Genomic DNA, 25625 nt, shown 5'->3' with positions numbered 1-25625 from the left:
ATCCTTGATGTGTGTGGAGCAGGGCTCGGTCTGGCGGGGTGCGGTTGCTCGTCCGGGCGGTGCAGCAAGTCCGAGGAGCGGTTGTGGGATTGTGTTCGACTGCGTCGTCTTTTGTGAAGGGGGATTATCCGGAACGTTATGCGGAAGTTTCGAAGCGCTTCAGGGTGCCGGGCAGGCGCGACCCCAGGGGGGCCATCTCGCCGTCGACCCCGTGCCGTTCGAGCAGGTCCAGGGCCAGGCGGCCGCGCCGCACGCGTTCCCGTGCGGTGGACAGGGTCAGATCCCTCAAATGGTGCCCGTACGGGTAGATTCCGGGCGCCTTGGACAGGCCGAACTTGAGGTAGAGCGGTGCGCCGCGCCGGATCAGCTCGGCGACCTCGTACATCCGGACATACCCGCCGAGATCGTCGGGGGCCTCGATGTACATGTCCATGGGGGCGGCCGACACCCGGCGGATCTCGGTGAGGTGATCGAGCGTCAGATCGCTGGGCACGTTGACCGAGTCGGCGCCCAGCCCCTCGTAGACCGCGTACGCGGCCGGGTTGACCGGGCCGATGAGCGCGGACACCTTCAGGGTGGTGTCCGCCGGGATGATGCCCGCCAGGCGCGCCCGGTGCAGCGTCCACAGCACGCCCTCGTCGGCGACGAGGAGGCATTTGACGCCCAGCTCGGTGGCCCGGACGGCGTCCTCGACGCAGCCGGCGACGGCGTCGTGGCCGCGGGCGCGGGTGCCGCCGCCGCGCGAGTCGGTGCGCACCGAGCCGCCGATGTCCCAGGTGCCGCGCGGGCCGGTGAACAGGCAGAGCTCGATGTCCCGTTCACCGGTCGCGTCGACCATCTCGGTGATCTCGGCGTCGGTCAGCATCCACACGCCGCTGCCCTGGCTGATCCGGTGGACCGGTACGTCCAGGCGCGAGGCCTCCTTCAGGACGACGGCCAGCGCCTCGGGACCCTCGCAGGAGGGGATCTCGGTGCGCCAGCGGCCACCGCCCGGGAAGCTGTGGGGCGAGGCGTCGGCGGGGTCGAGGGCGGGTGCGCCCAGGCCCAGTGCGGCAAGCGCCCGCTCGCCGGGGCGACGGGCTGCCGTGGCGGAAGCGTCGGTCACAAGCTGTCCTTCTTGTTCGGTATTTCGGACGAGGTTCGCGGCTCTAGGCGTGGAAGGGCGGGATGTACGCCGGCCCGAGGGCCGTCAGGTTGCCCTCGGGCCGGCGTACGGCCGGGGGTGGAGCCGGCGGGGGTGGTGCGGGGGTCTGTGTGCCGCCGTACGGCCACGGGAGGCGCGGAGTGGACTCCGGCCCGTCCGCGGCCCTAGGGGCGCAGCAGGACCTTGCCGACCTTCGGGTCGCCGGACCCCACCAGCTCGATCGCCGCGGAGAACTCGGTGAGCGGCAGCTCGTGCGTGACCAGCGGCAGCGGATCGAGCAGCCCGGCCGCGAAGACCCGCACCGTGTGCGCCCAGGCGTCCGGCGGCGCACCGAAGACGGTGTGCACCTCCAACTGCCGTACGACCAGGTCGGTGGGGTCGAGACCGTCGGCGCCCGGCGCCGGGATCCCGGTCAGGACCAGCCGCCCGCCGCGCCGCAGCAGCGACGCGGCGGTCCGCGCGGCCGAGGCCGACCCCGCCGTCTCGATCACCACGTCGAAGTCGGCGGGCAGCTCCTGGTCCTTCGTGCGGAAGTCGGTGGCCCCGAACTGCCGGGAGAGCGCCTCCCGGTCGTCGCGGGTGCCGACCACCAGCAGCTCGCCCGGCGAGCCCGCCCGCAGGAACTGCACGGCGAACATGCCCAGCGTCCCGGTGCCGACCACCGCGACCCGCTCGCCCGGCCGCGCGTTCGCCTTGATGGCGGCGGCCGCGATGCAGGCGGCCGGCTCCAGCAGCGCGGCGGCCGTCAGGTCCGCGTCGTCCGGCAGGGCGTGCAGCAGCCGGGCCGGCAGGGTGAGGGTGGCCGCCATGGCCCCCGGCTGGGTGAAGCCGGTCTCCTCGTACCCGTCGGTGCACAGCGTCGTCTCGCCCGCGTGGCAGCGGTCGCACACCTGGCAGTTGCGGAAGCCCTCGCCCACGACCTTGCGGCCGACCAGCGACTGCGGCACCCCGGCGCCGACCGCCTCCACGGTCCCCGACCACTCGTGACCGGGGGTGAGCGGATAGCGGACGTACCCCTCGGGCCGGTTGCCCTGGTACACCTCGCGGTCGCTGCCGCAGATCCCGGTGGCGTGGACGCGTACCAGCGCCTCCCCGGCCTCCGGCCGGCGCGGCTCGTGCGCGGTGATGCGGTGCTCGCCGGGCGCCTCCACGACCACGGCGGCGCTCTGCGCGGTGTTCCCCGTGGCGTTCCCCGGGGTGCTCACTGCTGCGCGCCCTTCGGCTTGCGCTGCTCCCAGCCCTCGGCCCACAGGTCGAAGCGGGCCTGCTGCTGCGGGAACTCGGCGGCGGCGTCGACGTCCAGCTCGACGCCGAGGCCCGGCGCGTCGGAGAGGTGGAAGTACCCGTCGACGACCTGCGGGGCGCCCTTGACGACCTTCTTGATCTCCGAGTCCGCGAAGTCGTTGAAGTGTTCGAGGATCTTGAAGTTCGGGGAGGTGAAGCCGACCTGGAGGGAGGCGGCGGTCAGCACCGGCCCGCCGACGTTGTGCGGGGCGACCAGCATGTAGTGGGTCTCCGCCGTCGCGGCCAGCTTCCGGGTCTCCCAGATGCCGCCGATGTGGCCGACGTCCGGCTGGATGATGTCGACGGCCTGGCTCTCGAACAGCTCCCGGAACTCGATCCGGTCGTGGATGCGCTCACCGGTGGCGACCGGGATGTCGACCTTGGCCGCGATCTTCTCCAGCGCCTTCAGGTTCTCCGGCGGGCAGGGCTCCTCCAGCCAGGCGGGCTTGAAGGGGGCCAGCTCGCGGGCGAGGCGCACGGCCGTCGCGGGGGAGAAGCGGCCGTGCATCTCCAGCATCAGCTCGGCGTCCGGCCCGATGGCGTCCCGGACCGCCTCGATCAGCGAGACGGCGTACAGGCTCTGCTCGTGGTCCAGCTCGAAGTGCCCGGTGCCGAAGGGGTCGATCTTCAGCGCCTTGTACCCGCGCGCCACGACCTCCTGGGCGGCCTTGTGGTACGCCTCGGGCGTGCGCTCCGTGGTGTACCAGCCGTTGGCGTAGGCCTTGACCTTGTCGGTCACCTTGCCGCCGAGCAGCTGCCACACCGGCACGCCCAGCGCCTTGCCCTTGATGTCCCAGCAGGCCATCTCGACGACCGCGATGCCCGACATCACGATCTCGCCCGCGCGCCCGTAGTCGCCGTACTTCATGCGGCGCACCAGGTCCTCGACAGCGAACGGGTCGGAGCCGAGAATGTGGTTGGCCTCGGCCTCGCGCAGGTATCCGATGAGAGCGTCGGTGTGGCCCAGCATCCGGGTCTCGCCGACTCCGGTGATCCCCTCGTCGGTGTGCACCTGGACGTAGGTCAGGTTGCGCCACGGCGTCCCGACCACGTGTGTGCTGATTCCGGTGATGCGCACGACAGTTGCCCCTTGCTGCTTCGTCGGCTCGGTTGGCTGGCGTTTCGATGTGTTCGATATTTCGTCACACGTTCGAAATGCTGGCGTGACAGTAAGGACGGGGCGGTCGGGGTGTCAATGGGTCGGACGCATAACGGTTTCGATAGTTTCGAAGTCCACTTTCGGGGCAATGCCGGATGCTTCCCGTCGCCTCGGGCGCTTCGCACGGCATCTCACACGGTTAAACCTGTTCTCCCACAAAAATTCCACAGCACCCCCTAGGAACGCCGCCCTCCGGGAACTTAGTCTTCCCGCGTCATGGACTACTGCCACTCGTGCCGACGGCACCTCAACGGCGCCTTCGTGTGCCCGGGGTGCGGCACCCCTGCCGACCAGCTCCGCGCGGACGCGGACGACAACGACACCGGTGATGCCGGCGAATCGTTCCGCGAGGGTGCGCGCGAGCGCGACGGTGCCGGTTCGCAGCCGGAACCGGGCGGCCGCGCCGCCCGACGCCGGGAACAGGGCCGCGGGGGCCGCAGGCGCGGGCGGTACGAAGCGGGGCGGCCCGACGCCGGGCCGTCCGGCGAACCCGGCCGCCGGGCCGGCGAGGCGGAGCCCGCCGACGGTCACGGCTTCGAACCGGAGCACGACGAGCGGGACCACTGGGCGGACGGCGCCGGACCGTCCGACGGCCCCGGGTACCCGACGGACGACACCGGGCGGACCGAAGGGGCCAAGTACGACGACGCGGACGACGAGTACGACGAGTACGACCCGGCGGAGCCGGACCACGAGCCCGTCGTCAGCCGTCGCGATCGCAAGGCGGCCGCCCATCGACGGCGCCGTCGGCGCACCCTGCTGATAGCCACCGGCTTCGTCCTCGCGGCCGGCGGGCTGAGCCTCGCCGAGCTCGGTGTCGACGCGCCGGGCTTCTCCTCCGAACAGCCCGCGGCCGCGGTGGACCCCTCGACCCGGGGCGGCGCGTCCGACGGGGCGTCGGCGTCCGTGTCGGCCCGCACCCGCGACAGCGCGGCCACCCCCACGGTCTCGGCCCAGGCCTCCCGCTCGGCCGCCGCGGCGGCGTCGAAGTCCCCGAGCGCCGGCGCGTCCAGGTCCACCGCACCGGCCGACGGGAACAGCACCTCCCTGGCCTCGGCCGCGCCGACCGGCTCGTCGTCCTCGGCGGCGGCCCCCACGGCGGACCCGAGCGCGTCGGCCGAGCCGACGAGCGCGGACCCGGCGCCCGACCCGACCCCTTCGGAGACGTGCAGCCAGTTCCTGTGGTGGTGCACCTGAGGCTCGGGGCCGCACCGGCCGCCCGCCAGGCTCCCTAGGTCGACTTCTGCCGGGTTCCCGGTTCCAGCATGCGGCGCAGCAGTCCCCGCAGCACCACCCGTTCCTCCTCGCTCAGCCCCGCCAGTGGTTCGCGGGCGAAGTGCAGGGACTCGCGCAGGCTGCGGGCCACCTGTATGCCCTCGTCCGTGGCCGCCGCCAGCTTCACCCTGCGGTCGGCGGCGTCCGGCCGCCGCTCCACCAGGCCTCGGGATTCGAGGCGGTCGACTATTCCGGTGACGTTCGACGGCTCGCACTTCAGCTTCTGGGCCAGCTTGCGCATGGGCAGCGGCTCCAGCGAGAGCAGGTTCAGCAGCCGGGCCTGGGCGCCGGTCAGGGCGTGGTCACCGGCGGCGGCCTCGTAGTCCTCGTAGAACCGGGCCACGACCTCGCCGATCAGCTCGACTACGTCCATGGTCAGGGCGTCGGGGCGGGGCGTTCGCGGTGAGGTGGGCATGCCTCCGAGGGTACTCCGTTACTTGACATCATGAAATATTCAGGCGCATGGTTGTTTCAGGTACTGAAGTATTTGACCGTGTGAAGCACCGAGGAAGGCCCAGGTCTCATGCCCGACACCCCCACGCTCCCCGCCACCAGCCGTGAATGGCACCTGCTCAGCCGCCCGGTCGGCTGGCCCAAGCCCGAGGACTTCGCCCTGGTCGAGGCGGAGATCCGGCAGCCCGGCCCCGGCGAGGTGCTGGTGCGCAACGCCTACGTGTCGGTCGATCCGTACATGAGGGGCCGCATGAGCGCGGCCAAGTCCTATGTCGCCCCCTTCGAGCTGGGCAAGGTCATGCAGGGCGGTGCCGTCGGCGAGGTCGTCGCCTCGGGTGCCGAGGGCATCGCCCCGGGCGACCACGTGCTGCACTTCGGCGGCTGGCGCGAGTACGCCACGGTCTCCGCCGAGCAGGCCGTCAAGGTCGACCCCGAGGCCGCGCCCCTGTCGACGTACCTCGGCGTCCTCGGCATGACCGGCCTCACCGCCTACGCCGGACTGCTGCGCACCGCCTCCTTCAAGGAGGGCGACTCGGTGTTCGTGTCCGGGGCCGCGGGCGCCGTGGGCAGCCAGGTCGGGCAGATCGCCAGGCTCAAGGGCGCCTCCCGGGTCATCGGCTCGGCCGGGTCCGACGACAAGGTCAAGCTGCTCGTCGAGGAGTACGGCTTCGACGCGGCCTTCAACTACAAGAACGGCCCGGTCTCCGAGCAGCTGCGCGAGGCCGCCCCCGACGGCATCGACGTCTACTTCGACAACGTCGGCGGCGACCACCTGGAGGCGGCCATCGGCTCGCTGAACCAGGGCGGCCGGATCGCGATCTGCGGCATGATCTCCGTCTACAACAACACCGAGGCCGCCCCCGGCCCGAGGAACCTGGCCCGGCTCATCCAGACCCGCGGCCGGATCGAGGGCCTCCTCGTCGGCGACCACTACGACCTTCAGCCGCAGTTCGTCCAGGAGGTCGGCGCCTGGGTCCGCTCCGGCGAGCTCAAGTACGCCGAGACGGTCGTCGAGGGCATCGAGAACAACCTGGAGGCGTTCCTCGGGGTGCTGCGCGGCGACAACACCGGAAAGATGATCGTCAAGCTCTGACCGGCGAACCGGGCCGCGCCCCCGCAGGGCGAGGAAGGCCGCGCCCCCGGAGCCGGGGCGCGGCCTTCGCGCGGGTGCGTCACACGGCCAGCGCCGCCCGGTGCACCGCCGCCGCCAGCCCGGCGTTCTCCGGCGCGGCCCCGCCCGGGAAGGCGTTGCGCCGCCGGGTGTAGCCGTACGCCAGGCCGCTGCGCGGGTCCGCGAAGGCCTGGCTGCCGCCCGCCCCGCTGTGCCCGAACGCCCCGGCGCCCAGGAACGGGTGCCAGGTGTCCGCGGTGGCCTGGAAGCCCAGCCCGTACGACTTGTGGGCACGGGCCACCAGGTCGTACCCCACGGAGTGGAACTGCCCGAACTCCGCCGCCGTGTCCTCCTTCAGCAGCGGCGCCTTCCCGTCGATCTCGCTGACGGCCGCCGCGTACAGCCCCGCCAGCCCGCGCGCCGAGGCCACCCCGCCGACCGAGGCCGGGCCCTTGGCGCGGATCTCCGGCCGGTTCGGCAGCAGCGCGAGGTCGGTCGGCTCGGCCGTGTGCGTGTTGAAGGCGATGGACGCCAGCGTGTGCGGCCCCTGCGGCGACGCGTCGAGCAGGGCCTGCTGTTCGGCGGTCGGGAGCATCGGCTGCACGGTGCGGAAGCGCGGTTCGTGGGCCGCGGGCAGGCCCAGGAAGAAGTCCAGCCCGTACGGGGCGCGGATCCGCTCCTCGTACACCTCCTGGAGCGTGCGGCCGGTGGCGCGGCGCACCACCTCGCCCGTCAACGCGCCGATGACCAGCGCGTGGTAGCCGAAGGCGGTGCCCGGCCGCCAGAACGGCCGCTGGTCGGCGAGCCGTTCGGCGATCAGCCGGTCGTCGGCGAGCTCGGCCGCGCTGAAACCGGTGTCCGTGCCGACCAGGCCCGCCCGGTGCGCGAGCAGGTCCCGCAAGGTCAGCGACCCCTTGCCCTCGGAGCCGAACTCCGGCCAGTAGTAGGTGACTTTGCGGTCCAGTTCGAGGGTGCCCTCCTGCACGAGGAGCGCCACGACCAGATGGGCGGCCCCCTTGGTCGAGGAGTACACGCCGTAGAGGGAGTCGGGGTCGTTGCCCGCCCACAGGTCGACGACCCGCCGCCCGTGCACGTACGCGGTCAGCTGCCCCTCGTAGTCGGGCCGTTCCGCGGCGACGAGCGCCGCGAACTCCGCCCGCACCGCCTCGAAGCCGTCCGCGACGGTGCCGTGGATCTCCTGCGTCATGCGCTCTCCTCCAACTTCAGCCGCTGTGCGCGTGTGCCATGGTGATCAATGCCCGTCCGAGCTGGGGGGACTCCCCCCTTCGGGTCGTATCGGAAGTCGCCTCCGGGTGGCCCCGGAAGCCGTTCTCGGGCGGTCGCGCAGCAGGCGCTCGACGCACGCGCGCCTGTTGCGGGCTTCCCGGGATCGGTACGGCGGGACGTACCCGTTCGACTCAACAGCGACGGAAGGGCGTTGGTGTCGCCGATGCCCCGTATGGCGTACGCGCACGGCCGTGCCGGGGCCGGCGCCGGTCCGGGGGAGCGGCCGGGCGTTCGGTACCGGACGGTGACGCTCTGGCCGGAGGCCGATCGGGATTCACCCGATAGAGTTCGAGCATGCGCGATCTCGGGGTGGGTTTCAGCTATCTCCTGAAGGGCCAGCGCTGGGTGGCCCGGCACGGAAAGCAGTACGGCTTCGGCCTGCTGCCCGGTCTGATCACCCTCGTCCTCTACACGGCGGCGCTGGTGGCCCTGGCCCTGTGGGGCGAGGACCTCGTCTCCTGGTCGACCCCGTTCGCGGACGACTGGTCGAGCCCCTGGCAGGGCCTGTTCCGCGGCTTCCTCACCGCCGTGCTGTTCGCGCTCGGTCTGCTGCTGGCGGTGCTCACCTTCACCGCGGTCACGCTCCTCTTGGGCCAGCCCTTCTACGAGAACCTCTCCGAGAAGGTCGACCGTGACGTCTCGCCCGACGGCACCGCCCCCGAGTCGCAGCTGCCGCTCTGGCGCGAACTGTGGATCTCGGCGCGCGACAGCCTGCGCATCGTGGTGCGCGCCCTCGTCTGGGGCGTCCTCCTCTTCGCCCTCGGCTTCCTGCCCGTGGTCGGCCAGACGGTCGTCCCGGTGCTCGGCTTCTTCGTCACCGGCTTCTTCCTCACCGAGGAACTCGCCGCCGTCGCCCTCCAGCGCCGTGGCGTCGAGCTCCGCGACCGGCTCGCCCTGCTGCGCTCCCGCAAGACCCTGGTCTGGGGCTTCGGCACCCCGCTGGGCCTGGCCTTCCTGGTGCCGTTCGTCGCGGTGTTCCTGATGCCGGGTGCGGTCGCGGGCGCGACCCTCCTCGCCCGCGACCTGCGGGGCGAGGAGATCACCGACGGCGCGGCCCGCGAGAGCGAGGAGATCGCCGACGGCGCGACCCGCGAGAGCGAGGAGTCCCACCGGGCGCAGAACGCCACCCGCTGACCCGCCGCCTCCCGCGGCACGGCCGCGAGCGCCCGCCCGCCCGAGGTCGTACCCCGTACCACCCCCGTCACCGCCCCGTCGCCGCGTACACCGCCGGCGCCGGGGCGCCCTTGTCGTGCGCCCACGCCCGCCGTGCCGGGCGCGGCCCGTCCCGCTTGCCGCGGTCACGACGGAGGTTCCGCAGCGTTTCTTTCGAGATTTGGGATAGAAGGCGGTCTCGTGGGTATTTGTGAAGGGTTGGTACGAACTTCGCCTCGTCCGCTCGATTGCCGACCGCGGAGCGAGTACGACGGTTAACGTCTGATCCGGGCGCTTACGTCCCGGGCCCTCGGGGCCTCGGGCTCCGGCGCCCCCGAAGCAGCCCCGGTCCGGTGACCTGACCTCCGGACCGGGGCTCATTTCCTTACCGGGGCCGGTCAGCGGGTCGAGAACGCGTACACCGTCGTCGAGCGGTACACCGCATCCGGCCGCAGCTCGGTGCTGGGGAACTCCGGACGGTTCGGGGAGTCCGGGAAGTGCTGCGTCTCCAGCGCGACCCCGTCGCCGGGCGCGAACGGGGCCTCCAGGTGGTCCGCGGTGTACAGCTGCATCCCCGGCTCGGTCGTCGCCACCGTCAGCACCCGCCCGGACCCGGGGTCGTGCAGCTCGGCCACCTCCTCGACGGCCTGCGTCACCCCCTTGTCCAGGACGAAGTTGTGGTCGTAGCCGGTGCCCACCTTGCGGGCCGCGCGGAAGTCGAACCGGGTGCCCGTCACGTCCTCCAGCACACCGGTCGGGATCAGGTCCGCGTCGACCGGCGTGTAGCGCGAGGCGGCGATCCGCAGCTCGTGTCCCCCGGTGCCCCCGGTCCCGCCCAGGTCGAAGTAGCTGTGGTTGGTGAGGTTGACCACGGTCGGCTCGTCCGTGGTGGCCTCGTAGGCGATCCGCAGCGCCCCGGACGCGTCCAGGGTGTACGTCGCCGAGACCTCCAGCCGGCCGGGGAAGCCCTCCTCGCCGTGCGGGCTGACCCGGCTCAGCCGCACCCCGTGCTCGACCGGCGTGACGTCCCACACTCGCTTGTCGAAGCCACGCTCACCACCGTGCAGCGAGTTCGGCGGGGTGTTGGGCTCCAGCGCGTACGTCAGCTCGCCCAGCGGGAAACGGCCGCCCGCGATCCGGTTGGCGTACCGGCCGACCAGCGCGCCGAGATACGGTCCAGGGTGCGTCAGATAGCCGTCCAGGTCGGCGAACCCCAGCACCACGTCCCCGGGGCGCCCGTCCCGGTCGGGGACCTCCAGGGACTGCACGATCCCGCCGTACGACAGGATCCGCACCCGGGTCCCGGCCCGTTCCAAGGTCCAGACATGGACCGGGGTGCCGTCGGGAAGTGTGCCGAAAAGTTCGCTCATGTGGGAAACCCTAGGTCACGGTTCCCGCGCCGTGACGGTGCGGTAGGCGATCTCCGCGAGCCGCGCCTGCCCGTCCGTGCTCGGGTGGAACCAGTCCCAGTGGCTGAGCTGGCCCGTGTCGAAGCGGTAGTCGTACACCGCGTTCCCGTCGAAGCGGCATCGGGTGTCCTTGACGCAGACCTCCTCCAGCACCCTGTTGTACGCCTCCACCCGGCGCTGCACCGTGTCGCGCCGCGCCGTCGCCGCCGCGTCCAGCGCGTCCGCGTCGCCCAGCATGGAGGGACACAGGCCGAGCCGCCAGATCTGCCTGCCGAGCGGGTTGGAACGGCCCTGCGACCACAGTCGCTTCAGGTTCGGCACGCTCGCCACGTACACCTGCGTCCTCGGCAGCTCCTCGCGCAGGGCGCGCAGCGAGTCCTCGAAGTCCGCCCGGAAGTCCGCGATCGGCGTCATGCCCGAAACGGTGGACCGGCAGGCGTCATTGGCCCCCACCATCACCGTCACCAGCTGCGGCCGCCGGGCCGCCGCCCGTCCGAGCTGCGCGGGCAGGTCCGCCATCCGGGACCCGGTCACCGCGTAGTTCCAGCTGTGCTCGGCCGCGCCCGCCGCCCCCAGCAGCCGCACGGCGAGGCTGTCGACCTTCGCCGAGCTGCCCGTCGCCCAGGACACCTCCGGGCAGTCCGACAGCACCGCGCAGGCGTCGAAGCCACGGGTGATGGAGTCGCCGACCGCCGCCACCGAGTCCGGGCTGCGGTCCCACACCGGGGTGGGCGACGGCTTCGCCCGGGCCTGCGAACCGCCCGACCCCGGCGGGTCGCCGCCGACCGTGTCGCACCCCCCGGCACCCAGGACGGTCGCCGCCACCACGGCGACGACGGCCCGCACCCGGCTGCTTCGCTTCCGCATCCTCGGCCATCCCCTCGGTCGTCCCGTACGTCCTCCCCCTCCATCACAACGTGCGAGGGTTCCCGGCCGGCCCGGTGCAACGCCGCACCGCGTACAAGCGTCCCCCTGGGTGAATGGCAGACGATTGTGGGCACCGGGACCGACGGTACGTCACACTCCTTGCGCCGCCGCACGGTAGCCTCGCCATCAACGTGGCCGATGTGCCACTGAGCATGGCCCCAGTAGCAAGATGTCCCGCTCTGCCCGGAGGTCCCGGTGACGACACGTGGAGTTCTGTACGTGCACTCCGCGCCGCGCGCGTTGTGCCCGCATGTCGAGTGGGCCGTCGCCGGGGTGCTCGGTACGCGCGTCAACCTCGACTGGATCCGGCAGCCCGCCGCGCCGGGCACCTGGCGCTCGGAGTTCTCCTGGCAGGGCGAGGTCGGCACCGCCTCCAAGCTCGCCTCCGCCCTGCGCGGCTGGCAGATGCTGCGCTTCGAGGTCACCGCCGAGCCCTGCCCCACCGCCGAGGGCGAGCGCTACAGCTGCACCCCCGACCTCGGCATCTACCACGCGGTCACGGGTATGCACGGCGACATCCTCATCCCCGAGGACCGGCTGCGCGCGGCCCTCCAGCGCTCCCAGCGCGGCGAGACCGACCTGGAGGCCGAACTCGCCAAGCTGCTCGGCAAGCCCTGGGACGACGAGCTGGAGCCGTTCCGGTACGCGGGCGAGGGCGCGCCGGTGCGCTGGCTGCACCAGGTGGTCTGACCCGCGGCTCGCGCCGCTCCGCTGCAGTGCCCGCCGCCCCGGCGCGGCACCCGTCAGGTACGCCGTCACGTACGTTCGTCGCGCCCGCCGCACGCGGGCCCGGTACGGCGGTCTGTCGCGCGGCGCCACGCGGGTGCGGCAGCGCGCAGCGCACCCGCCCCGCGGCTTCCCGGGGCGCCCCGCGCACGACGGACGGCATCCGTGCCCGGCTCCGCACCCGCCCCGCGCGGCGCGCCCCGGAACGGACCGCGGCCCGCCGCCCGCGCCGGAGCGCGGGGGACGGGCCGTCGGAGGTCCTCGAAGTCAGCTGCGAGGACGGTGGGTTCAGATCGTGCGGAACGCCAGCACCACGTTGTGGCCGCCGAAGCCGAACGAGTCGTTCAGCGCGGCGATCCGGCCGTCGACGGGGAGCTTGCGCGCCTCGCCGCGGACGATGTCGGCGTTGGCCTCCGCCTCCGGGTCGAGGTTCTCCACGTTGATGGTCGGCGGCGCCACCCGGTGGTACAGGGCGAGGATGGCCGCGACGGACTCGACACCGCCCGCGCCACCGAGCAGGTGACCGGTCATCGACTTGGTCGCCGAGACGGCCATGTGGTCCGCGTCGTCGCCGAAGACCTTGCGCAGCGCCTTCAGCTCGGCGATGTCACCGGCCGGCGTGGAGGTGGCGTGCGCGTTCACGTGCACGATCTCCGCCGGGTCCAGGTCCGTGCTGTCCAGCAGGTGCTGGAGGGCGTGCGAGATGCCGCGGCCCTCCGGCTCCGGCTGCACGATGTCGTGGCCGTCGGCGGAGATGCCCTGGCCGACCGCCTCCGCGTACACCCGGGCACCGCGCTTGGCGGCGTGCTCGGCGGACTCCAGGACGATCACGCCGGCGCCCTCGCCGAGGACGAAGCCGTCGCGGTCGACGTCGTAGGGACGCGAGGCGCCCTGCGGGTCGTCGTTGTTCTTGGACATCGCCATCATGTTGCCGAACGCGGCGATGGGCAGCGGGTGGATCGCCGCCTCCGTGCCACCGGCGACGACGACGTCGGCACGGCCGGTACGGATCATCTCGATGGCGTAACCGATGGCCTCGGCGCCCGACGCGCAGGCGGAGACCGGCGTGTGCACACCCGCGCGGGCGCCCACGAGCAGACCCACGTTGGCGGACGGACCGTTCGGCATGAGCATCGGCACGGTGTGCGGGGAGACGCGGCGGACGCCCTTCTCCTTGAGCACGTCGTACTGGTCGAGGAGGGTCGTCACACCACCGATGCCGGAGGCGATGACGGTCCCGAGGCGGTCGGGGTCGACCGCGCCGTCCTCACCCGCGCGAGCGGTGAAGCCGGCGTCGGCCCAGGCCTCCTGGGCCGCGATCAGCGCGAACTGCGCCGAACGGTCGAGACGGCGGGCCTGCGGCCGCGGGATGACCTCGGTGGGCTCCACGGCGACCGGGGCCGCGATACGGACAGCCTGGTCGGCCGCCCATTCCTTCTCCAGGGGCTTGACGCCGGAACGACCGGCGATCAGGCCCTCCCAGGTAGAGGCTGCGTCGCCACCCAGCGGTGTGGTTGCGCCGATACCGGTGACGACCACGGTGCGATTGGTCGGGCTCACGGGAATTCTTTCTCCAACGGATACGAGGATTCAGCGGCGCCACCGCCGGGTGGCGGGGCCGGCAGCTCCCGGCCTAAGGGGTTGCTCAGGCCTGGTGCTTGAGGATGTATTCGGTCGCGTCACCGACGGTCTTGAGGTTCTTGACGTCCTCGTCGGGGATCTTGACGTCGAAGCGCTCTTCGGCGGCGACGACGACCTCGACCATGGACAGCGAGTCGACGTCCAGGTCGTCGGTGAAGGACTTGTCCAGCTGGACGTCCTCAACCGGGATCCCGGCGATCTCGTTCACGATCTCCGCGAGACCGGCGACGATCTCTTCCTGAGTGGCGGCCATGTCGGCGCTCCTTCGTAGATGTTCCAGAGGGTGTGGCTCCCACCGCGTGTGCGGCGGGTGTTGCGTTTCCCGTACCGGATGCATGATCCGGCACGGAGTGCCTAGGGGAGGGTAACGACCGTCGCGGCGTACACGAGACCCGCCCCGAAGCCGATGACGAGCGCGGTGTCGCCGCTCTTCGCCTCTCCGGTCGCCAGGAGCCGCTCCATCGCGAGCGGGATCGAGGCGGCCGAGGTGTTGCCGGTGGTGCGCACGTCACGCGCGACCGTGACGGTCTCCGGCAGCTTGAGTGTCTTCACCATCGAGTCGATGATCCGCTCGTTGGCCTGGTGCGGGATGAAGACGTCCAGTTCGTCCGAGGTGATCCCGGCCGCCTCCAGCGCCTGCTGGGCGACCTTCGCCATCTCGAACACGGCCCAGCGGAACACCGCCTGGCCTTCCTGGGTGATCGCGGGGAACTTCTCGACCTCGCCGGTGCGGTAGTCCGTCCACGGCACGGTCTGCTTGATGGTCTCGGACTTGTCGCCCTCCGAGCCCCACACGGTCGGGCCGATGGCCGGCTCCTGGGAGGGGCCCACGACGACCGCGCCCGCGCCGTCACCGAACAGGAAGGCCGTGGCCCGGTCCTCCAGGTCGGTCAGGTCTGACAGCCGCTCGACCCCGATGACCAGGACGTACTCCGCCGAACCCTCGACGATCATGCCCTTGGCGAGGGTCAGTCCGTAGCCGAAGCCCGCGCAGCCGGCCGAGATGTCGAAGGCGGCGGCCTTGGCGGTGCCCAGCTTGTGGGCGATCTCGGTGGCGACGGCCGGGGTCTGCTTGAAGTGCGAGACGGTCGAGACGACGACGGCGCCGATCTGCTCGGCGGAGATCCCGGCGTCGGCGATTGCCTTGCCGGAGGCCTCGACGGACATCGCGGCGACGGTCTCCTCGTCGGAGGCCCAGTGTCGGGTCTCGATGCCGGAGCGCGAGCGGATCCACTCGTCGGACGAGTCGATCGTCTCGAGGATCACCTCGTTCGGCACGATCCGGGTGGGACGGTAGCCGCCCACGCCGAGGATGCGCGCGTACGGGGCGCCCTTGCTGGGCTTGATCTTCGACATGATCGGTCGGCTCCTCGGGTCGTCAGGCATGCTCGGCGATGAGTTCGCGAGCCGCGTCCAGGTCGTCGGGGGTCTTCAGGGCCAGCGTCGTGACGCCGGGCAGCGCGCGCTTGGCCAGACCGGTCAGCGTGCCGCCGGGGCACACCTCGATCAGCGCGGTCGCGCCGAGCTCCTTGAAGGTCTCCATGCACAGGTCCCAGCGGACCGGGTTGGCGACCTGGCCGACCAGCCGGGCGACGACCTCGTCGCCGGTGGCGACGGTCCGCCCGTCCTTGTTGGACACGTACACGATCTTCGGGTCGGCCGGCACGAGCTCCTTCGCGGCCTCGGCCAGCTTCTCGACCGCGGGGCCCATGTGGTGCGTGTGGAAGGCACCGGCCACCTTGAGCGCGACGACCCGGCGCACGCCCTCGGGCTTGTCCGTCTCCAGCGCGGCGAGCTGCTCCAGCGTGCCCGCGGCCACGATCTGGCCCGCGCCGTTGACGTTGGCCGCGGTCAGGCCCAGCTTCTCCAGATGCGGGACGGTCGCCTCGGGGTCGCCGCCGAGCAGCGCCGACATGCCGGTCTCGGTGATCGCGGCGGCCTCGGCCATGGCCAGGCCGCGCTTGCGCACGAGGCTCAGCGCGGTGGTGTCGTCGAGGACACCCGCGAAGGCCGCGGCGGTGATCTCGCCGACGCTGTGGCCCGCGACCGCGCCCGGGGCGAGGTCCGTGACGGCACCGAGTGCCGAGGCGGACAGCAGTCCGGCGGCGACCAGGAGCGGCTGCGCGACAGCCGTGTCCCGGATCGCGTCCGCGTCGGCCTGCGTGCCGTAGTGGGCGAGGTCCAGCCCGATGGCGTCCGACCACGCGGCGAGGCGGTCGGCGGCACCGGGCAGTTCGAGCCAGGGGGTCAGGAAGCCGGGCGTCTGAGCGCCCTGGCCGGGAGCGACGAGTACGAGCACTCTCACACTCTCTCTTGGGGACGGCCACGGCCGCCCGTGGGGACAGGGACGAAGAACAGCAGGGGGTTTTGTAGGCCTTCGACAAACCTAGGTCTGGGGATCTCCATCGACCAGACGCCCCAGGATCAGCGCGATCCTCAGTGTGAACGCGGATCGTACATCGGATGGCGACCAGCCGGTGACGTCCGTCACACGTCGGAGCCGGTAGCGCACGGTGTTGGGGTGCACGAACAGCATCCGTGCGGCCCCCTCCAGGCTGCTCGCCTGCTCCAGGTAGACGCTCAGCGTCTCCAGCAGCGCGGAGCCGGCCTCCTCCAGCGGTCTGTAGATCTCCTCCACCAACTGCTCGCGCGCACCGGGGTCGCCGGCGATCGCGCGCTCCGGGAGCAGATCGTCCGCCAGCACCGGACGCGGCGCGTCCTGCCAGGCCGAACACGCCTTCAGCCCCGCCGCGGCGGCCTGCGCGGACCGGGTTCCGGCCAGCAGGTCGGGGACGACGGGACCGGCCACGACCGGTCCCTGCGCGAACGGCCCGATCAGCGACTTGGCCACCGCGAGGGGGTTGTCGCTGCCACCGGCGATCACCACGAGCCGGCTGCCCAGCACCCCGGTGAGCACCTGGAGCTTGGCGTGCCGGGCGGCCCGCCGGATGGCCTCCACGGTCAGTTCGGAGTCGCCGTCCGGGGCGGTCCCCAGCACCACGCACACATGTTCCGGCGCGTTCCAGCCCAGCGCGGCGGCCCGGCTCACCGCGCCCTCGTCGGCCTCGCCGCTGAGCACGGCGTTGACGACGAGCGACTCCAGACGCGCGTCCCAGGCACCGCGTGCCTCGGCGGCCTGGGCGTAGACCTGGGCGGTGGCGAAGGCGATCTCACGGGCGTAGACGAGCAGCGCCTCGCGCAGCACGCGCTCGTCCCCCGGGGCCGCCACCTCGTCGATCGCGCTCTCCATCACCTCGATGGTGGTGCGCACCATCTCGACGGTCTGGCGCAGGGTGATGGCCCGGGTCAGTTCGCGCGGCGCGGTCCCGAACACATCGGTGGAGATCGCCTGGGGGGCGTCGGGATGCCGGAACCACTCGGTGAAGGCGGCGATGCCGGCCTGCGCGACGAGCCCGATCCAGGAGCGGTTCTCCGGGGGCATGGCCCGGTACCACGGCAGCGTCTCGTCCATCCGGGCGATGGCCTGGACGGCGAGGGTCCCGGCGGACTTCTCCAGCCGCTTGAGGGTCGCGGCGTGCGTCCGGACGTCGTGCGCTGCGGTGCTGGACTTGCTGGTTTCGGGTTCGGGCACGGGACAAGACTGCCTTATCGGGACGCCGACGTGTGCCGCCGGGTCGGGCGCGCGGTCCGCGGCGGGTCCCGCGCGGGGCTACCGTGGTGGTCGTGATGGACGTACGGCGCGCGGGCGAGCGCTACCGCGGAGGGGATCCGCGGGCCGGGATCGAATCCCGGCACGCCTTCTCCTTCGGCCCCCACTACGACCCCGGCAACCTGCGCTTCGGCGCGGTGATCGCCTGCAACGAGGAGCGGCTCGCCCCGGGCGCCGGCTTCGACGAGCACCCGCACAGTCACACGGAGATCGTGACGTGGGTGGTGGAGGGCGAGCTGACCCACCGCGACTCCCTCGGCCGCGAGACGGTGGTGCGCGCCGGGGACGTCCAGCGCCTGAGCGCGGCCTCCGGTGTCCGGCACGTGGAGCGCAACGACGCCGCCGCCCCGCTGACCTTCGTCCAGATGTGGCTGGCCCCGCGCGAGGCGGGCGGCGACCCGGTCTACGAGATCGTCCGCGGCATCGCCGACTCCACCCCCTACGCGGTACCGGAGGCGGGCGCGATGCTGCACGTACGGCGGCTGGCCGCGGGGGAGCGGACGGCGGTGCCGGACGCGGCCCATGTGTACGTCCATGTCGTACGCGGCGCGGTACGGCTGGACGGCGCGGACCTGACGCCGGGCGACGCGGCGCGGATCACCGACGCGAAGGACCTGGAGGCGGTGGGGGTGACGGCGGCGGAACTGCTGCTCTGGGAGATGGCGGCGGCCTGACCGGCCGCCGTCTCCGGCCGACCGGGTCAGCGGGTGAGCTCGGCGAGCACCGCGTCGGTGAAGGGGGGCCACGCCTCGACGGACCAGGGGCCGAAGGGCCGGTCGGTCAGGGCGGCGCACGCGATCCCCGCGTCCGGGTCGATCCACAGGAACGTACCCGACTGCCCGAAGTGCCCGAACGTCCGCGGCGAGGACGAGGCGCCCGTCCAGTGCGGCGACTTGCCGTCCCGGATCTCGAAGCCGAGGCCCCAGTCGTTGGGGTTCTGGTGGCCGTAGCCCGGCAGGACGCCCTTCGTGCCCGGGTACTGCACCGTCATCGCCTCGGCGACGGTACGCGGATCGAGCAGCCGCGGCGCCTGCACCTCCGCGGCGAACCGCAGCAGGTCCGTCACCGTCGACACCCCGTCCTTCGCCGGGGAGCCGTCGAGGCCGGTGTCCGTCATGCCGAGCGGCTCCAGCACCGCCTGCCGCAGATACTCGGCGAACGGGATGTCCGTGGCCTTCGCGATGTGCTCCCCGAGCACCTCGAAGCCCGCGTTGGAGTACAGCCGCCGCTCCCCGGGCGCCGACATCACCCGGTGCTCGTCGAACGCCAGCCCCGAGGTGTGGGAGAGCAGATGACGGACCGTCGACCCCGCGGGGCCGGCCGGCTCGTCGAACTCGATCGCCCCCTCCTCGTACGCGACCAGCGCGGCGTAGGCGGCGAGCGGCTTGGTGACCGAGGCCAGCGGGAAGCGCCGCCCGACGGGTCCATGGGACCCCAGGACCGTGCCGTCGGCCCGTACGACACCCGCCGCAGCGGTGGGAACCGGCCAGTTCTCGATCGACGCCAAGCTCTGTGCAGACATGCCGTCGAGCCTAAGCCGCCCGGCGCCCCGGCCCGGGACCCACCCCACCGGATGGATCACGCCACACCCGTCGCCTTCTTACCGGTTCGGCTTGCCTGGAGTGCGCTCGAAGGCCATAGCGTGGAGGTCATGACGGTGATGCAGACCACGCCCGCGGCCACCGAGCAAGCCCCCACCTCCGCAGACAGCTGCTCCGCCCCGCCGCCACCGCATCCGCGCCCCGACGGCCGGGACAGCTACACCATCAGTGAGGTCGTCGCGTTCACCGGGCTGAGCGCGCACACCCTGCGCTGGTACGAGCGGATCGGCCTGATGTCCCACATCGACCGTTCGCACACCGGCCAGCGCCGCTACAACAACCGGGACCTGGACTGGCTCGGCCTGGTCGGCAAGCTGCGGCTGACCGGCATGCCGGTCGCCGACATGGTCCGGTACGCGGAGCTGGTGCGCGAGGGCGAGAACACCTACGACGAGCGGCGCGACCTGCTGGTGGCGACCCGGCACGACGTCCTGGCCCGGATCGCCGAGCTCCACGACACGCTCGCGGTGCTCGACCGGAAGATCGCCTTCTACACGGAGGCCGGGCACGGCCACGCCGCGGAGCGGGCGGGCTGACCGCCCCCGCCGGGGAGCGTCAGAACTCCGCGAGCAGCTCCGCCTTCTTCACCGAGAACTCCTCGTCCGTCAGCAGCCCCGCCCGGTGCAGCTCGCCGAGATGACGGATCCGCTCGGCGATGTCGGCGGGATCGCGGCGCGGCGCCGGGACGGCGAGCGCGGCCGCGGGCACGGCGGGCGCGGCCGGCGGCCCGCCGGCGCGCACCGCGGCCAGCACGGCCGCGGCGAACGGCAGCGACTCGTGCACCGGCCCGTACCCCAGACCGAACACCACCGCCGCCGGGTCCTGGTCGGCCTGCGCGGCCTGCTGCTCGGCCGGGTCCCGCAGCAGCAGCCGCAGATGCCCCTCGAAGACCTCGGGGGAGCGCCACTCGACCCCGGTCAGCCCGCCGACCGGGAAACTCTGGTCGCCGGCCTTCCACTTCGCCGAGGACGCGCCCGTCCAGAACCAGCGGAAGGCCACCGTCCGGCCGTCGAAGGACGCCTTCGCGTCGTACGCCTTGAACTGCCGCGGCGCCTCGGGCGCGGGCACCAGATGGCGTTCGGCCGGGCCGGACTCGGTCAGCAGGGCGCGCAGTTCGTCGGCGTAGTACTCGGCGAGCGTCGCGCGCTCGGCAGGCAGCACCAGCCGGTAGGGGTCGGAGCCCTCCTTGAGCTGTCCGTCGGCCGCCTCCATCAGCGGGTCGGCGCCCGGGCGGGGCTCGGCCCGCAGCACGACCGTGCCGCGCTTGCCGGGGGTGAGGGTCACCGCCTCGATCGCCGTGAGCGGGACGCGCCGTTCGCCCAGCGCCTGGAAGAGCTTCGGTGTGCGGATCCCCCGTTCGTAGCGGATGAGCACGGAGTCGGACTCGAACTCCCAGGCGGCATGAAATCCGGCCAGTACGTCACCCATGCGGCTCATCGTATGCGGCACGAGCTCCTCCGTCGCCTCCCCGGGCAGACCGCGATTTCTACGTCTCTACGCGCGTTCTGCCGTTGCCTTGCCGGGCAGACCCGCCCGGCACCCCTTGTCGTGGTCGGCGCACCGGACCGACCGGTACGCGCCCGTGCCGATGTCGGCGAGGTTGCGCAGGCTGTCCGTGCCCGGCTCGAAATAGCCGCTGTGCCCCTGCGCGTCACGCGCCGACAGCACCCGGGCGCCGAACGCGGGGGACACCGGGTCGGCGCCGTGGCCGAGGCCCCCGACCTCCAGGTGCGGCACGTCCTGCACCCAGTCGCTCGCGTCCCGCATCGCCCACACCCGGGCGGAGGTGCCCAGGTGGGCGACGCTGGGCACCCGCATCCCGGGGCTGGCGGCCACGGCTATGTCGACCACCCGGCGGGGCATGTCGCGCGCGGCGACCCCGCACAGCACGGAGCCGTAGCTGTGGCAGAACATGGCGACCGGCGCGTTGCCGGGCAGCGCGCGCAGCAGCGCGTTCAGCCGGACGGCGCCGTCCTCGGCGCGCATCGCGGTGGCCGAGTCGATGCCGAGTCCGGCGGGCGCGGTGTAGTCGGCCCAGGCGATCACCGCGGTACGGACCGCGGGACGCACGGCCCGCTCGGCGTGGTGGAGGGACTTGGCCATGCCGACGGGCGCCGAGTACCTGCGGTTGGTGCGCTGGAAGGTGAGCAGGTCGGTGTCGACGCCGGGGACGACGACCGAGATCCGTTCGGCCCTGGTGAGATCCCCGAACACCTCGGCGGCGCGGCCGGAGCTCTCCGGGTCGAAGGCGAGGATCTGGCGGCCGCCGCTCATCATCGACTCGAAGCGGTGCATCCTGCGGCCCGCCTCCTGCTGCCCCGCCGGGCTGAGCCGGCTGTCGTGCATGCGCGCGTGCTCGACCTCGCGGGCCTGGCCGAGCGCGACCCGGTTGGCGCGGTAGCGCAGCCGGACCGGGGCGCCGTTCATGTTGCCGACCGCGAGCGGGTAGCGGGTCGCGAGCCTGTTGCGCTCCCGCGGGGTGAGCGAGGCGAAGAACCGGGACAGCCTTGCGGGGGCCGCGTGAGGGTCGGGCAGCCGGTGTCCGCCGATGCGCCCGTGCTCCCAGGCCGTCAGGGAGGACTGGAGAGCGGTCGTCTCCCGCTGCTGGCGCAGAGCCGTCCAGCCGGTGGTCGCCAGCATCACGAACACGACGGCCAGAGCGAGCAGCGCGCGCCAGACGTTGAGTTGCGGGGAGGTGCCGAAGGAAGTCACTGGGAGGACACACTAGGAGAACGAGCGGGCCACGCGGTAACCGAGTGACAGGGATCACGTTTCGATGGGAGTGGCGATGCTCGCAGGTGACCTCGGGCACCATCGAGGCGATGTCCGGGCCGGGTTCTCAGGCGAGGTCGGCGGGGCGGCGCCAGTGTCCGGTGAGCGCCACACCGACCTGGTCGAGGTAGCGGGCCGTCAGCTCCCGGATCGCCCGCGGGCTGAAGTCCTCGCCCGTGCTCCACTGGCGTTCCGTCACCCGGATCACCCCGCCGAAGACGGCCACCGCGAGCCGGGGCCGCGGATCGGTGTCGAGGTCGAGTCCCTCGCGTTCGGCCAGCACGCGCGCGATGCGCTCCTCCGTCTCCGCGGAGCGGCGCAGATGGGCGGCGAGCAGGGCGGGCGTCGACTCGATCGTCCGGTACATCCGTACGTACAGCTCGACCGGTACGACGGCCTCGATCGCCTCGCTGAGCCGGTCCCAGTCGTCCAGCAGGGCGTTGCGCAGGGCCTCCATGGGAGCCTCCGCGGGCGGCCGCGCCGCCACCGACGCGACGAAGTGCGCCTCCGCCATCTCCTGGACGGCGAACGCCGCGTCCTCCTTGCCGGCGAAGTAGCGGAAGAAGGTGCGCTGCGAGACCTCGACGGCCTCGGTGATGTCGTCGACGGTGGTCTGTTCGTAACCGCGGCCGGTGAACAGGTCGAGGGCGGCCCGCAGCAGCGCCTCCCGGGTGCGCTGCTTCTTGCGCTCGCGCAGTCCGGGGGGTGGTGCGGTGTCCATGGGGTCTCTCCTGCCTGTTCGGTACGCGGCGTGACAGTTACCGACTTGTGAACTGGTTTGTCAATTGTCAGTGGCTGTCACTAGCCTCGAAGGCATGACTAGTCAGACCACCATCGACACGACGGGGCCGGGGGACAAGGCGCCGGCCGCCACCCCGTCCGGCTCGGCCCCGGAGGCCGCCGGACTGCGCGGGCACCCGTGGCTCACCCTCATAACCGTCGCCGTCGGCGTCATGATGGTGGCCCTCGACGGCACCATCGTGGCCATCGCCAACCCGGCGATCCAGAAGGACCTCGGCGCCACCTTCGCCCAGGTCCAGTGGATCACCAACGGCTACTTCCTCGCCCTCGCGGTCTCCCTGATCACCGCGGGCAAGCTCGGCGACCGCTTCGGCCACCGGCAGACCTTCCTCATCGGCGTCGTCGGCTTCGCCGCCGCCTCGGGCGCCATCGGCCTGTCCGACAGCATCGCGCTCGTCGTCACCTTCCGCGTCTTCCAGGGTCTGTTCGGCGCGCTGCTGATGCCGGCCGCGCTGGGCCTGCTGCGGGCCACCTTCCCGGCCGAGAAGCTCAACATGGCCATCGGCATCTGGGGCATGGTCATCGGCGCCTCCACCGCCGGCGGCCCGATCCTCGGCGGTGTGCTCGTCGAGCACGTCAGCTGGCAGTCGGTGTTCTTCATCAACGTGCCGGTCGGCGTCGTCGCCCTCGTGCTCGGCAGCCTGATCCTGCTCGACCACCGGGCCGAGAACGCTCCGCGCTCCTTCGACCTGCTGGGCATCGCGCTGCTCTCCGGCGCGATGTTCTGCCTGGTCTGGGCACTGATCAAGGCTCCGGCGTGGGGCTGGGGCGACGGCAAGACCTGGGCCTTCGTCGTCGGCTCCGCCGTGCTCTTCGCGGCGTTCGGCTTCTGGGAGACGAAGGTCTCCGAGCCGCTGATCCCGCTGGCGCTGTTCCGTTCGGTCCCGCTGTCGGCGGGCGTGGTCCTGATGGTCCTGATGGCCATCGCCTTCATGGGCGGCCTGTTCTTCGTGACGTTCTACCTCCAGAACGTGCACGGCATGAGCCCGATCGACGCCGGCCTGCACCTGCTGCCGCTGACCGGCATGATGATCGTCGGTTCGCCGCTGGCCGGCCTGGCGATCACCAAGCTGGGCCCGCGGATCCCGCTGGCGGGCGGCATGGCGGCCACCGCGATCGCCATGTACGGCATGTCCACGCTGGAGACGGACACCAGCAGCGGTGTCATGTCGGTCTGGTTCGCCCTGCTGGGCTTCGGCCTCGCGCCGGTCATGGTCGGCGCCACGGAGGTCATCGTCGGCAACGCCCCGATGGAGCTCTCCGGTGTCGCCGGCGGTCTCCAGCAGGCGGCGATGCAGATCGGCGGCAGCCTCGGCACGGCCGTCCTCGGCGCGGTCATGGCGTCGAAGGTGGACAGCGACCTGCCCGGCAACTGGACGGCCGCGGGCCTGCCGCCGCTCACCTCGGCGCAGCTGGACCAGGCCTCCGAGGCGGTCCAGGTCGGCGTGGCGCCGGTGGCCCCGGGCACCCCGGCGGCGATCGTCGCGAAGATCACGGACGTTGCGCACGACACCTTCATCTCCGGCATGAGCCTGGCGTCCCTCGTCGCCGCCGGCGTCGCGGTGGTGGCGGTCTTCGTCGCCTTCCTCACCAAGCGCGGCGAGAACGCCGAAGCCGGCATGGGAGGCGCTCACATCTGACGGGAATCCGACGGCGTTTTCACCGTAATTCCCCTATGAGGGTGACAACGCCAGGGAATCCTGTCCACCGGCAGACGCCGCACGTCACAGTGGGTCAAGTCCTCCGGTACGGCATGTTCCACAGGCATGTCCGTACGGCAAGGAGGGCGGCCGGGCTGCGGCGCGCTGCCGGAGGGGGGCAGCGCGCCGAGGCCCGCGGGCCGTCGTCTCGACGGCCCGCGGGCCGATGACTTGGCGGCCCGATCGGGGGTACCCGCACCGACGAACCCCGATGCACATCCAACTGATCCCGGGGTTCTGGGAGTTGATGATGGCGGGCTTCGGACGGCGAACAGGTGGATACCCCCGCTCGCGCGGCCGGATGGGGCCGCGATGGAGGTCCCCCCGACCGGGCGGAGCCGAGGCCGGGGGAGGGACGGACCGCGCGACCCTGGCAATCATCGGAGTCATCTGCGCGATCGCGGGCTTCTTCACCCTGGGGATCGTCCTCGGCCCCGCGGCGGTCGTCTGCGGCTGGCTCGCCATGGGCCGCACCTGGTCCGGTGCCCGGCCGATCCCGGCCCTGGTCGCCCTGGTGCTGGGTGCCATAGACACCCTCACGGCGATCATGTGGCTCGCGGGCGGCGGCCTGTAGCCGCACCGCGGCAGGACCGGACGCGCCGGAGCGCCGGCGCGACGGCACCCCACGAACACAGCGATGCCGGACGGCCGCCCGGTCCGACCGCCTCTCCCCGCGGTCTTCCGCCCCGCGTCCCCGCGGCTCAGTGCGTCTGTTCCCCGCCCACGGGCTCCCGTACGGACCCCGCCCGGGTCAGTGCCGCGACCTCCGCGCGCAGTGCGCGGACCTCCTCCGTCAGCCGCTCGATCGCCTCCGTCTGGCGCCGCTCCTCCACGTCGTCCTTCTCGAACCGGGCGATGAACCACGCGGCGATGTTCGCGGTGACCACACCCAGCAGGGCGATGCCGGACAGCATCAGCCCGACGGCCAGCACCCGGCCCATCCCGGTGGTCGGCGCGTGGTCCCCGTACCCGACGGTCGTCATCGTCGTGAAGGACCACCACACGGCGTCACCCAGCGTGCGGATGTTCCCGTTGGGCGAGTCCCGCTCCACCGAGAGCACGGCCAGCGAACCGAACATCAGCAGCCCGACGACCGCCCCGCCCACGTACGTCGTCAGCCGGATCTGGGAGGCCATCCGCGCCCGCCGGCCCACCAGCATCAGGGTCGCCACCAGCCGCAGCAGCCGCAGCGGCTGAAGGATCGGCAGCACCACCGCGCCCAGGTCCAGCCAGTGCGTGCGGACGAACTCCCGGCGGTGCCCGGACATCGCCAGGCGCACCAGATAGTCCGCGGCGAACGCCCCCCACACCGTCCACTCGGTCACCGTGCACGCGATCGTCAGCGTGCGTCCGGCCGAACTGTCCACGATCGGCACGGCATAGGCGAGGGCGAACACCACGGCCAGGGCCAGCAACGGCCGTTGGGTGCGCTGCTCCCAGCGGACCTGTCCCGATTGTTCCTGCATGAGCGCATCGTAAGGAACGCATAAGGGCGGTGGGGCCGATCGGTCCC

Annotated in this window: 25 protein-coding genes; 8 read left to right on the top strand and 17 right to left on the bottom strand. The window is 72.3% G+C overall.

What is annotated here, in order from left to right:
- Positions 1-136: 136 nt before the first annotated feature.
- The 3 genes from FNH09_RS08840 to FNH09_RS08830 form a co-directional block, all read right to left on the bottom strand.
- Entirely contained in the window at positions 137-1105 is a 969-nt protein-coding gene (locus FNH09_RS08840; protein ID WP_162468291.1) for a hypothetical protein, read from the bottom strand.
- A 203-nt stretch (positions 1106-1308) separates the two neighbouring features.
- Positions 1309-2349: an alcohol dehydrogenase catalytic domain-containing protein gene (locus FNH09_RS08835; protein WP_162468290.1), complete on the bottom strand. Its 1041-nt coding sequence runs from the start codon at positions 2347-2349 to the stop codon at positions 1309-1311.
- Positions 2346-3506: an enolase C-terminal domain-like protein gene (locus FNH09_RS08830; RefSeq protein WP_162468289.1), complete on the bottom strand. Its 1161-nt coding sequence runs from the start codon at positions 3504-3506 to the stop codon at positions 2346-2348. Before FNH09_RS08830 ends, FNH09_RS08835 begins: the two co-directional genes overlap by 4 nt.
- Before the next feature lie 297 nt (positions 3507-3803).
- Between FNH09_RS08830 and FNH09_RS47570 the strand changes: the two genes are divergently transcribed.
- Complete coding sequence (locus tag FNH09_RS47570) at positions 3804-4784, top strand: SCO2400 family protein (protein ID WP_202919620.1); 981 nt, start codon at positions 3804-3806, stop codon at positions 4782-4784.
- 34 nt (positions 4785-4818) lie between these two features.
- Here the strand turns inward: FNH09_RS47570 and FNH09_RS08820 are convergent, their stop codons facing one another.
- Positions 4819-5277, bottom strand: a complete 459-nt coding sequence (locus FNH09_RS08820; RefSeq protein ID WP_152886190.1) for a MarR family winged helix-turn-helix transcriptional regulator — start codon at positions 5275-5277, stop codon at positions 4819-4821.
- A gap of 108 nt (positions 5278-5385) precedes the next feature.
- On the opposite strand from FNH09_RS08820, the gene FNH09_RS08815 reads away from it, so the two are divergent.
- Positions 5386-6408 carry an NADP-dependent oxidoreductase gene (locus tag FNH09_RS08815; protein WP_152886189.1) on the top strand — a complete coding sequence of 341 codons (1023 nt, stop codon included), beginning with the start codon at positions 5386-5388 and terminating at the stop codon, positions 6406-6408.
- Positions 6409-6487: 79 nt separating this feature from the next.
- Here the strand turns inward: FNH09_RS08815 and FNH09_RS08810 are convergent, their stop codons facing one another.
- Positions 6488-7633: a serine hydrolase domain-containing protein gene (locus tag FNH09_RS08810; protein ID WP_152886188.1), complete on the bottom strand. Its 1146-nt coding sequence runs from the start codon at positions 7631-7633 to the stop codon at positions 6488-6490.
- A gap of 374 nt (positions 7634-8007) precedes the next feature.
- Between FNH09_RS08810 and FNH09_RS08805 the strand changes: the two genes are divergently transcribed.
- A complete protein-coding gene (locus FNH09_RS08805) occupies positions 8008-8847 on the top strand; it encodes an EI24 domain-containing protein (protein ID WP_152886187.1) in 840 nt (279 codons plus the stop codon).
- A gap of 416 nt (positions 8848-9263) precedes the next feature.
- Here the strand turns inward: FNH09_RS08805 and FNH09_RS08800 are convergent, their stop codons facing one another.
- Positions 9264-10235 (bottom strand): aldose epimerase family protein, encoded by a 972-nt coding sequence (locus tag FNH09_RS08800; protein WP_152886186.1) that lies wholly within the window; start codon positions 10233-10235, stop codon positions 9264-9266.
- Positions 10236-10250: 15 nt separating this feature from the next.
- The gene (locus FNH09_RS08795) at positions 10251-11141 is read right to left on the bottom strand and encodes an SGNH/GDSL hydrolase family protein (RefSeq protein WP_152886185.1); all 891 of its coding nucleotides are present in this window, start codon (positions 11139-11141) and stop codon (positions 10251-10253) included.
- A gap of 255 nt (positions 11142-11396) precedes the next feature.
- On the opposite strand from FNH09_RS08795, the gene FNH09_RS08790 reads away from it, so the two are divergent.
- The gene (locus tag FNH09_RS08790; RefSeq protein WP_162468288.1) at positions 11397-11891 is read left to right on the top strand and encodes a DUF3145 family protein; all 495 of its coding nucleotides are present in this window, start codon (positions 11397-11399) and stop codon (positions 11889-11891) included.
- A gap of 324 nt (positions 11892-12215) precedes the next feature.
- Here FNH09_RS08790 and FNH09_RS08785 read toward each other — a convergent pair whose 3' ends face one another.
- The 5 genes from FNH09_RS08785 to FNH09_RS08765 form a co-directional block, all read right to left on the bottom strand.
- Positions 12216-13487 (bottom strand): beta-ketoacyl-ACP synthase II, encoded by a 1272-nt coding sequence (locus FNH09_RS08785; protein ID WP_162468287.1) that lies wholly within the window; start codon positions 13485-13487, stop codon positions 12216-12218.
- An 85-nt stretch (positions 13488-13572) separates the two neighbouring features.
- Complete coding sequence (locus tag FNH09_RS08780; protein WP_029384719.1) at positions 13573-13821, bottom strand: acyl carrier protein; 249 nt, start codon at positions 13819-13821, stop codon at positions 13573-13575.
- 101 nt (positions 13822-13922) lie between these two features.
- Entirely contained in the window at positions 13923-14924 is a 1002-nt protein-coding gene (locus FNH09_RS08775; protein WP_152886184.1) for a ketoacyl-ACP synthase III, read from the bottom strand.
- 22 nt (positions 14925-14946) lie between these two features.
- Complete coding sequence (locus FNH09_RS08770; protein WP_162468286.1) at positions 14947-15867, bottom strand: acyltransferase domain-containing protein; 921 nt, start codon at positions 15865-15867, stop codon at positions 14947-14949.
- 87 nt (positions 15868-15954) lie between these two features.
- Positions 15955-17160: a helix-turn-helix domain-containing protein gene (locus FNH09_RS08765; RefSeq protein WP_162468285.1), complete on the bottom strand. Its 1206-nt coding sequence runs from the start codon at positions 17158-17160 to the stop codon at positions 15955-15957.
- A 95-nt stretch (positions 17161-17255) separates the two neighbouring features.
- Between FNH09_RS08765 and FNH09_RS08760 the strand changes: the two genes are divergently transcribed.
- Positions 17256-17912 carry a pirin family protein gene (locus tag FNH09_RS08760; RefSeq protein WP_152886205.1) on the top strand — a complete coding sequence of 219 codons (657 nt, stop codon included), beginning with the start codon at positions 17256-17258 and terminating at the stop codon, positions 17910-17912.
- Between the two features lie 26 nt (positions 17913-17938).
- Here FNH09_RS08760 and FNH09_RS08755 read toward each other — a convergent pair whose 3' ends face one another.
- Entirely contained in the window at positions 17939-18760 is an 822-nt protein-coding gene (locus tag FNH09_RS08755; protein WP_152886183.1) for a serine hydrolase domain-containing protein, read from the bottom strand.
- 129 nt (positions 18761-18889) lie between these two features.
- Between FNH09_RS08755 and FNH09_RS08750 the strand changes: the two genes are divergently transcribed.
- On the top strand, positions 18890-19375 hold the full coding sequence (locus FNH09_RS08750; RefSeq protein WP_152886182.1) for a MerR family transcriptional regulator: 486 nt from the start codon (positions 18890-18892) through the stop codon (positions 19373-19375).
- Positions 19376-19394: 19 nt separating this feature from the next.
- On the opposite strand, the gene FNH09_RS08745 is transcribed toward FNH09_RS08750, so the two are convergent.
- From FNH09_RS08745 to FNH09_RS08735, 3 genes are all read right to left on the bottom strand, one after another.
- On the bottom strand, positions 19395-20267 hold the full coding sequence (locus FNH09_RS08745; protein ID WP_152886181.1) for a DUF4429 domain-containing protein: 873 nt from the start codon (positions 20265-20267) through the stop codon (positions 19395-19397).
- Between the two features lie 66 nt (positions 20268-20333).
- On the bottom strand, positions 20334-21551 hold the full coding sequence (locus FNH09_RS08740) for an alpha/beta hydrolase (protein WP_162468283.1): 1218 nt from the start codon (positions 21549-21551) through the stop codon (positions 20334-20336).
- 127 nt (positions 21552-21678) lie between these two features.
- Positions 21679-22332 (bottom strand): TetR family transcriptional regulator, encoded by a 654-nt coding sequence (locus FNH09_RS08735; RefSeq protein ID WP_152886180.1) that lies wholly within the window; start codon positions 22330-22332, stop codon positions 21679-21681.
- 94 nt (positions 22333-22426) lie between these two features.
- Between FNH09_RS08735 and FNH09_RS08730 the strand changes: the two genes are divergently transcribed.
- Both FNH09_RS08730 and FNH09_RS08725 read left to right on the top strand, forming a co-directional pair.
- The gene (locus FNH09_RS08730; RefSeq protein ID WP_152886179.1) at positions 22427-24052 is read left to right on the top strand and encodes an MFS transporter; all 1626 of its coding nucleotides are present in this window, start codon (positions 22427-22429) and stop codon (positions 24050-24052) included.
- Between the two features lie 307 nt (positions 24053-24359).
- The gene (locus FNH09_RS08725; protein ID WP_152886203.1) at positions 24360-24686 is read left to right on the top strand and encodes a small hydrophobic protein; all 327 of its coding nucleotides are present in this window, start codon (positions 24360-24362) and stop codon (positions 24684-24686) included.
- 127 nt (positions 24687-24813) lie between these two features.
- Here the strand turns inward: FNH09_RS08725 and FNH09_RS08720 are convergent, their stop codons facing one another.
- Positions 24814-25578, bottom strand: coding sequence for a potassium channel family protein (locus tag FNH09_RS08720; RefSeq protein ID WP_152886178.1), 765 nt, complete (start codon positions 25576-25578; stop codon positions 24814-24816).
- Between the last annotated feature and the right edge of the window lie 47 nt (positions 25579-25625).

It is taken from the genome of Streptomyces adustus (assembly GCF_009377175.1).
GTDB lineage: Bacteria > Actinomycetota > Actinomycetes > Streptomycetales > Streptomycetaceae > Streptomyces > Streptomyces adustus.
Note: the sequence above shows the minus strand (reverse complement) of the source record. Positions and strands in the feature narration are given on the sequence as shown.

What these genes read in the sequence shown, in the direction of transcription:
- FNH09_RS47570 (WP_202919620.1), top strand. Translation starts at nt 3,804, where the DNA reads ATGGACTACTGCCACTCGTGCCGACGGCACCTCAACGGCGCCTTCGTG.
- FNH09_RS08820 (WP_152886190.1), bottom strand. Translation starts at nt 5,277, where the DNA reads ATGCCCACCTCACCGCGAACGCCCCGCCCCGACGCCCTGACCATGGAC.
- FNH09_RS08815 (WP_152886189.1), top strand. Translation starts at nt 5,386, where the DNA reads ATGCCCGACACCCCCACGCTCCCCGCCACCAGCCGTGAATGGCACCTG.
- FNH09_RS08810 (WP_152886188.1), bottom strand. Translation starts at nt 7,633, where the DNA reads ATGACGCAGGAGATCCACGGCACCGTCGCGGACGGCTTCGAGGCGGTG.
- FNH09_RS08805 (WP_152886187.1), top strand. Translation starts at nt 8,008, where the DNA reads ATGCGCGATCTCGGGGTGGGTTTCAGCTATCTCCTGAAGGGCCAGCGC.
- FNH09_RS08800 (WP_152886186.1), bottom strand. Translation starts at nt 10,235, where the DNA reads ATGAGCGAACTTTTCGGCACACTTCCCGACGGCACCCCGGTCCATGTC.
- FNH09_RS08795 (WP_152886185.1), bottom strand. Translation starts at nt 11,141, where the DNA reads ATGCGGAAGCGAAGCAGCCGGGTGCGGGCCGTCGTCGCCGTGGTGGCG.
- FNH09_RS08780 (WP_029384719.1), bottom strand. Translation starts at nt 13,821, where the DNA reads ATGGCCGCCACTCAGGAAGAGATCGTCGCCGGTCTCGCGGAGATCGTG.
- FNH09_RS08775 (WP_152886184.1), bottom strand. Translation starts at nt 14,924, where the DNA reads ATGTCGAAGATCAAGCCCAGCAAGGGCGCCCCGTACGCGCGCATCCTC.
- FNH09_RS08760 (WP_152886205.1), top strand. Translation starts at nt 17,256, where the DNA reads ATGGACGTACGGCGCGCGGGCGAGCGCTACCGCGGAGGGGATCCGCGG.
- FNH09_RS08755 (WP_152886183.1), bottom strand. Translation starts at nt 18,760, where the DNA reads ATGTCTGCACAGAGCTTGGCGTCGATCGAGAACTGGCCGGTTCCCACC.
- FNH09_RS08750 (WP_152886182.1), top strand. Translation starts at nt 18,890, where the DNA reads ATGACGGTGATGCAGACCACGCCCGCGGCCACCGAGCAAGCCCCCACC.
- FNH09_RS08745 (WP_152886181.1), bottom strand. Translation starts at nt 20,267, where the DNA reads ATGGGTGACGTACTGGCCGGATTTCATGCCGCCTGGGAGTTCGAGTCC.
- FNH09_RS08735 (WP_152886180.1), bottom strand. Translation starts at nt 22,332, where the DNA reads ATGGACACCGCACCACCCCCCGGACTGCGCGAGCGCAAGAAGCAGCGC.
- FNH09_RS08730 (WP_152886179.1), top strand. Translation starts at nt 22,427, where the DNA reads ATGACTAGTCAGACCACCATCGACACGACGGGGCCGGGGGACAAGGCG.
- FNH09_RS08725 (WP_152886203.1), top strand. Translation starts at nt 24,360, where the DNA reads ATGATGGCGGGCTTCGGACGGCGAACAGGTGGATACCCCCGCTCGCGC.
- FNH09_RS08720 (WP_152886178.1), bottom strand. Translation starts at nt 25,578, where the DNA reads ATGCAGGAACAATCGGGACAGGTCCGCTGGGAGCAGCGCACCCAACGG.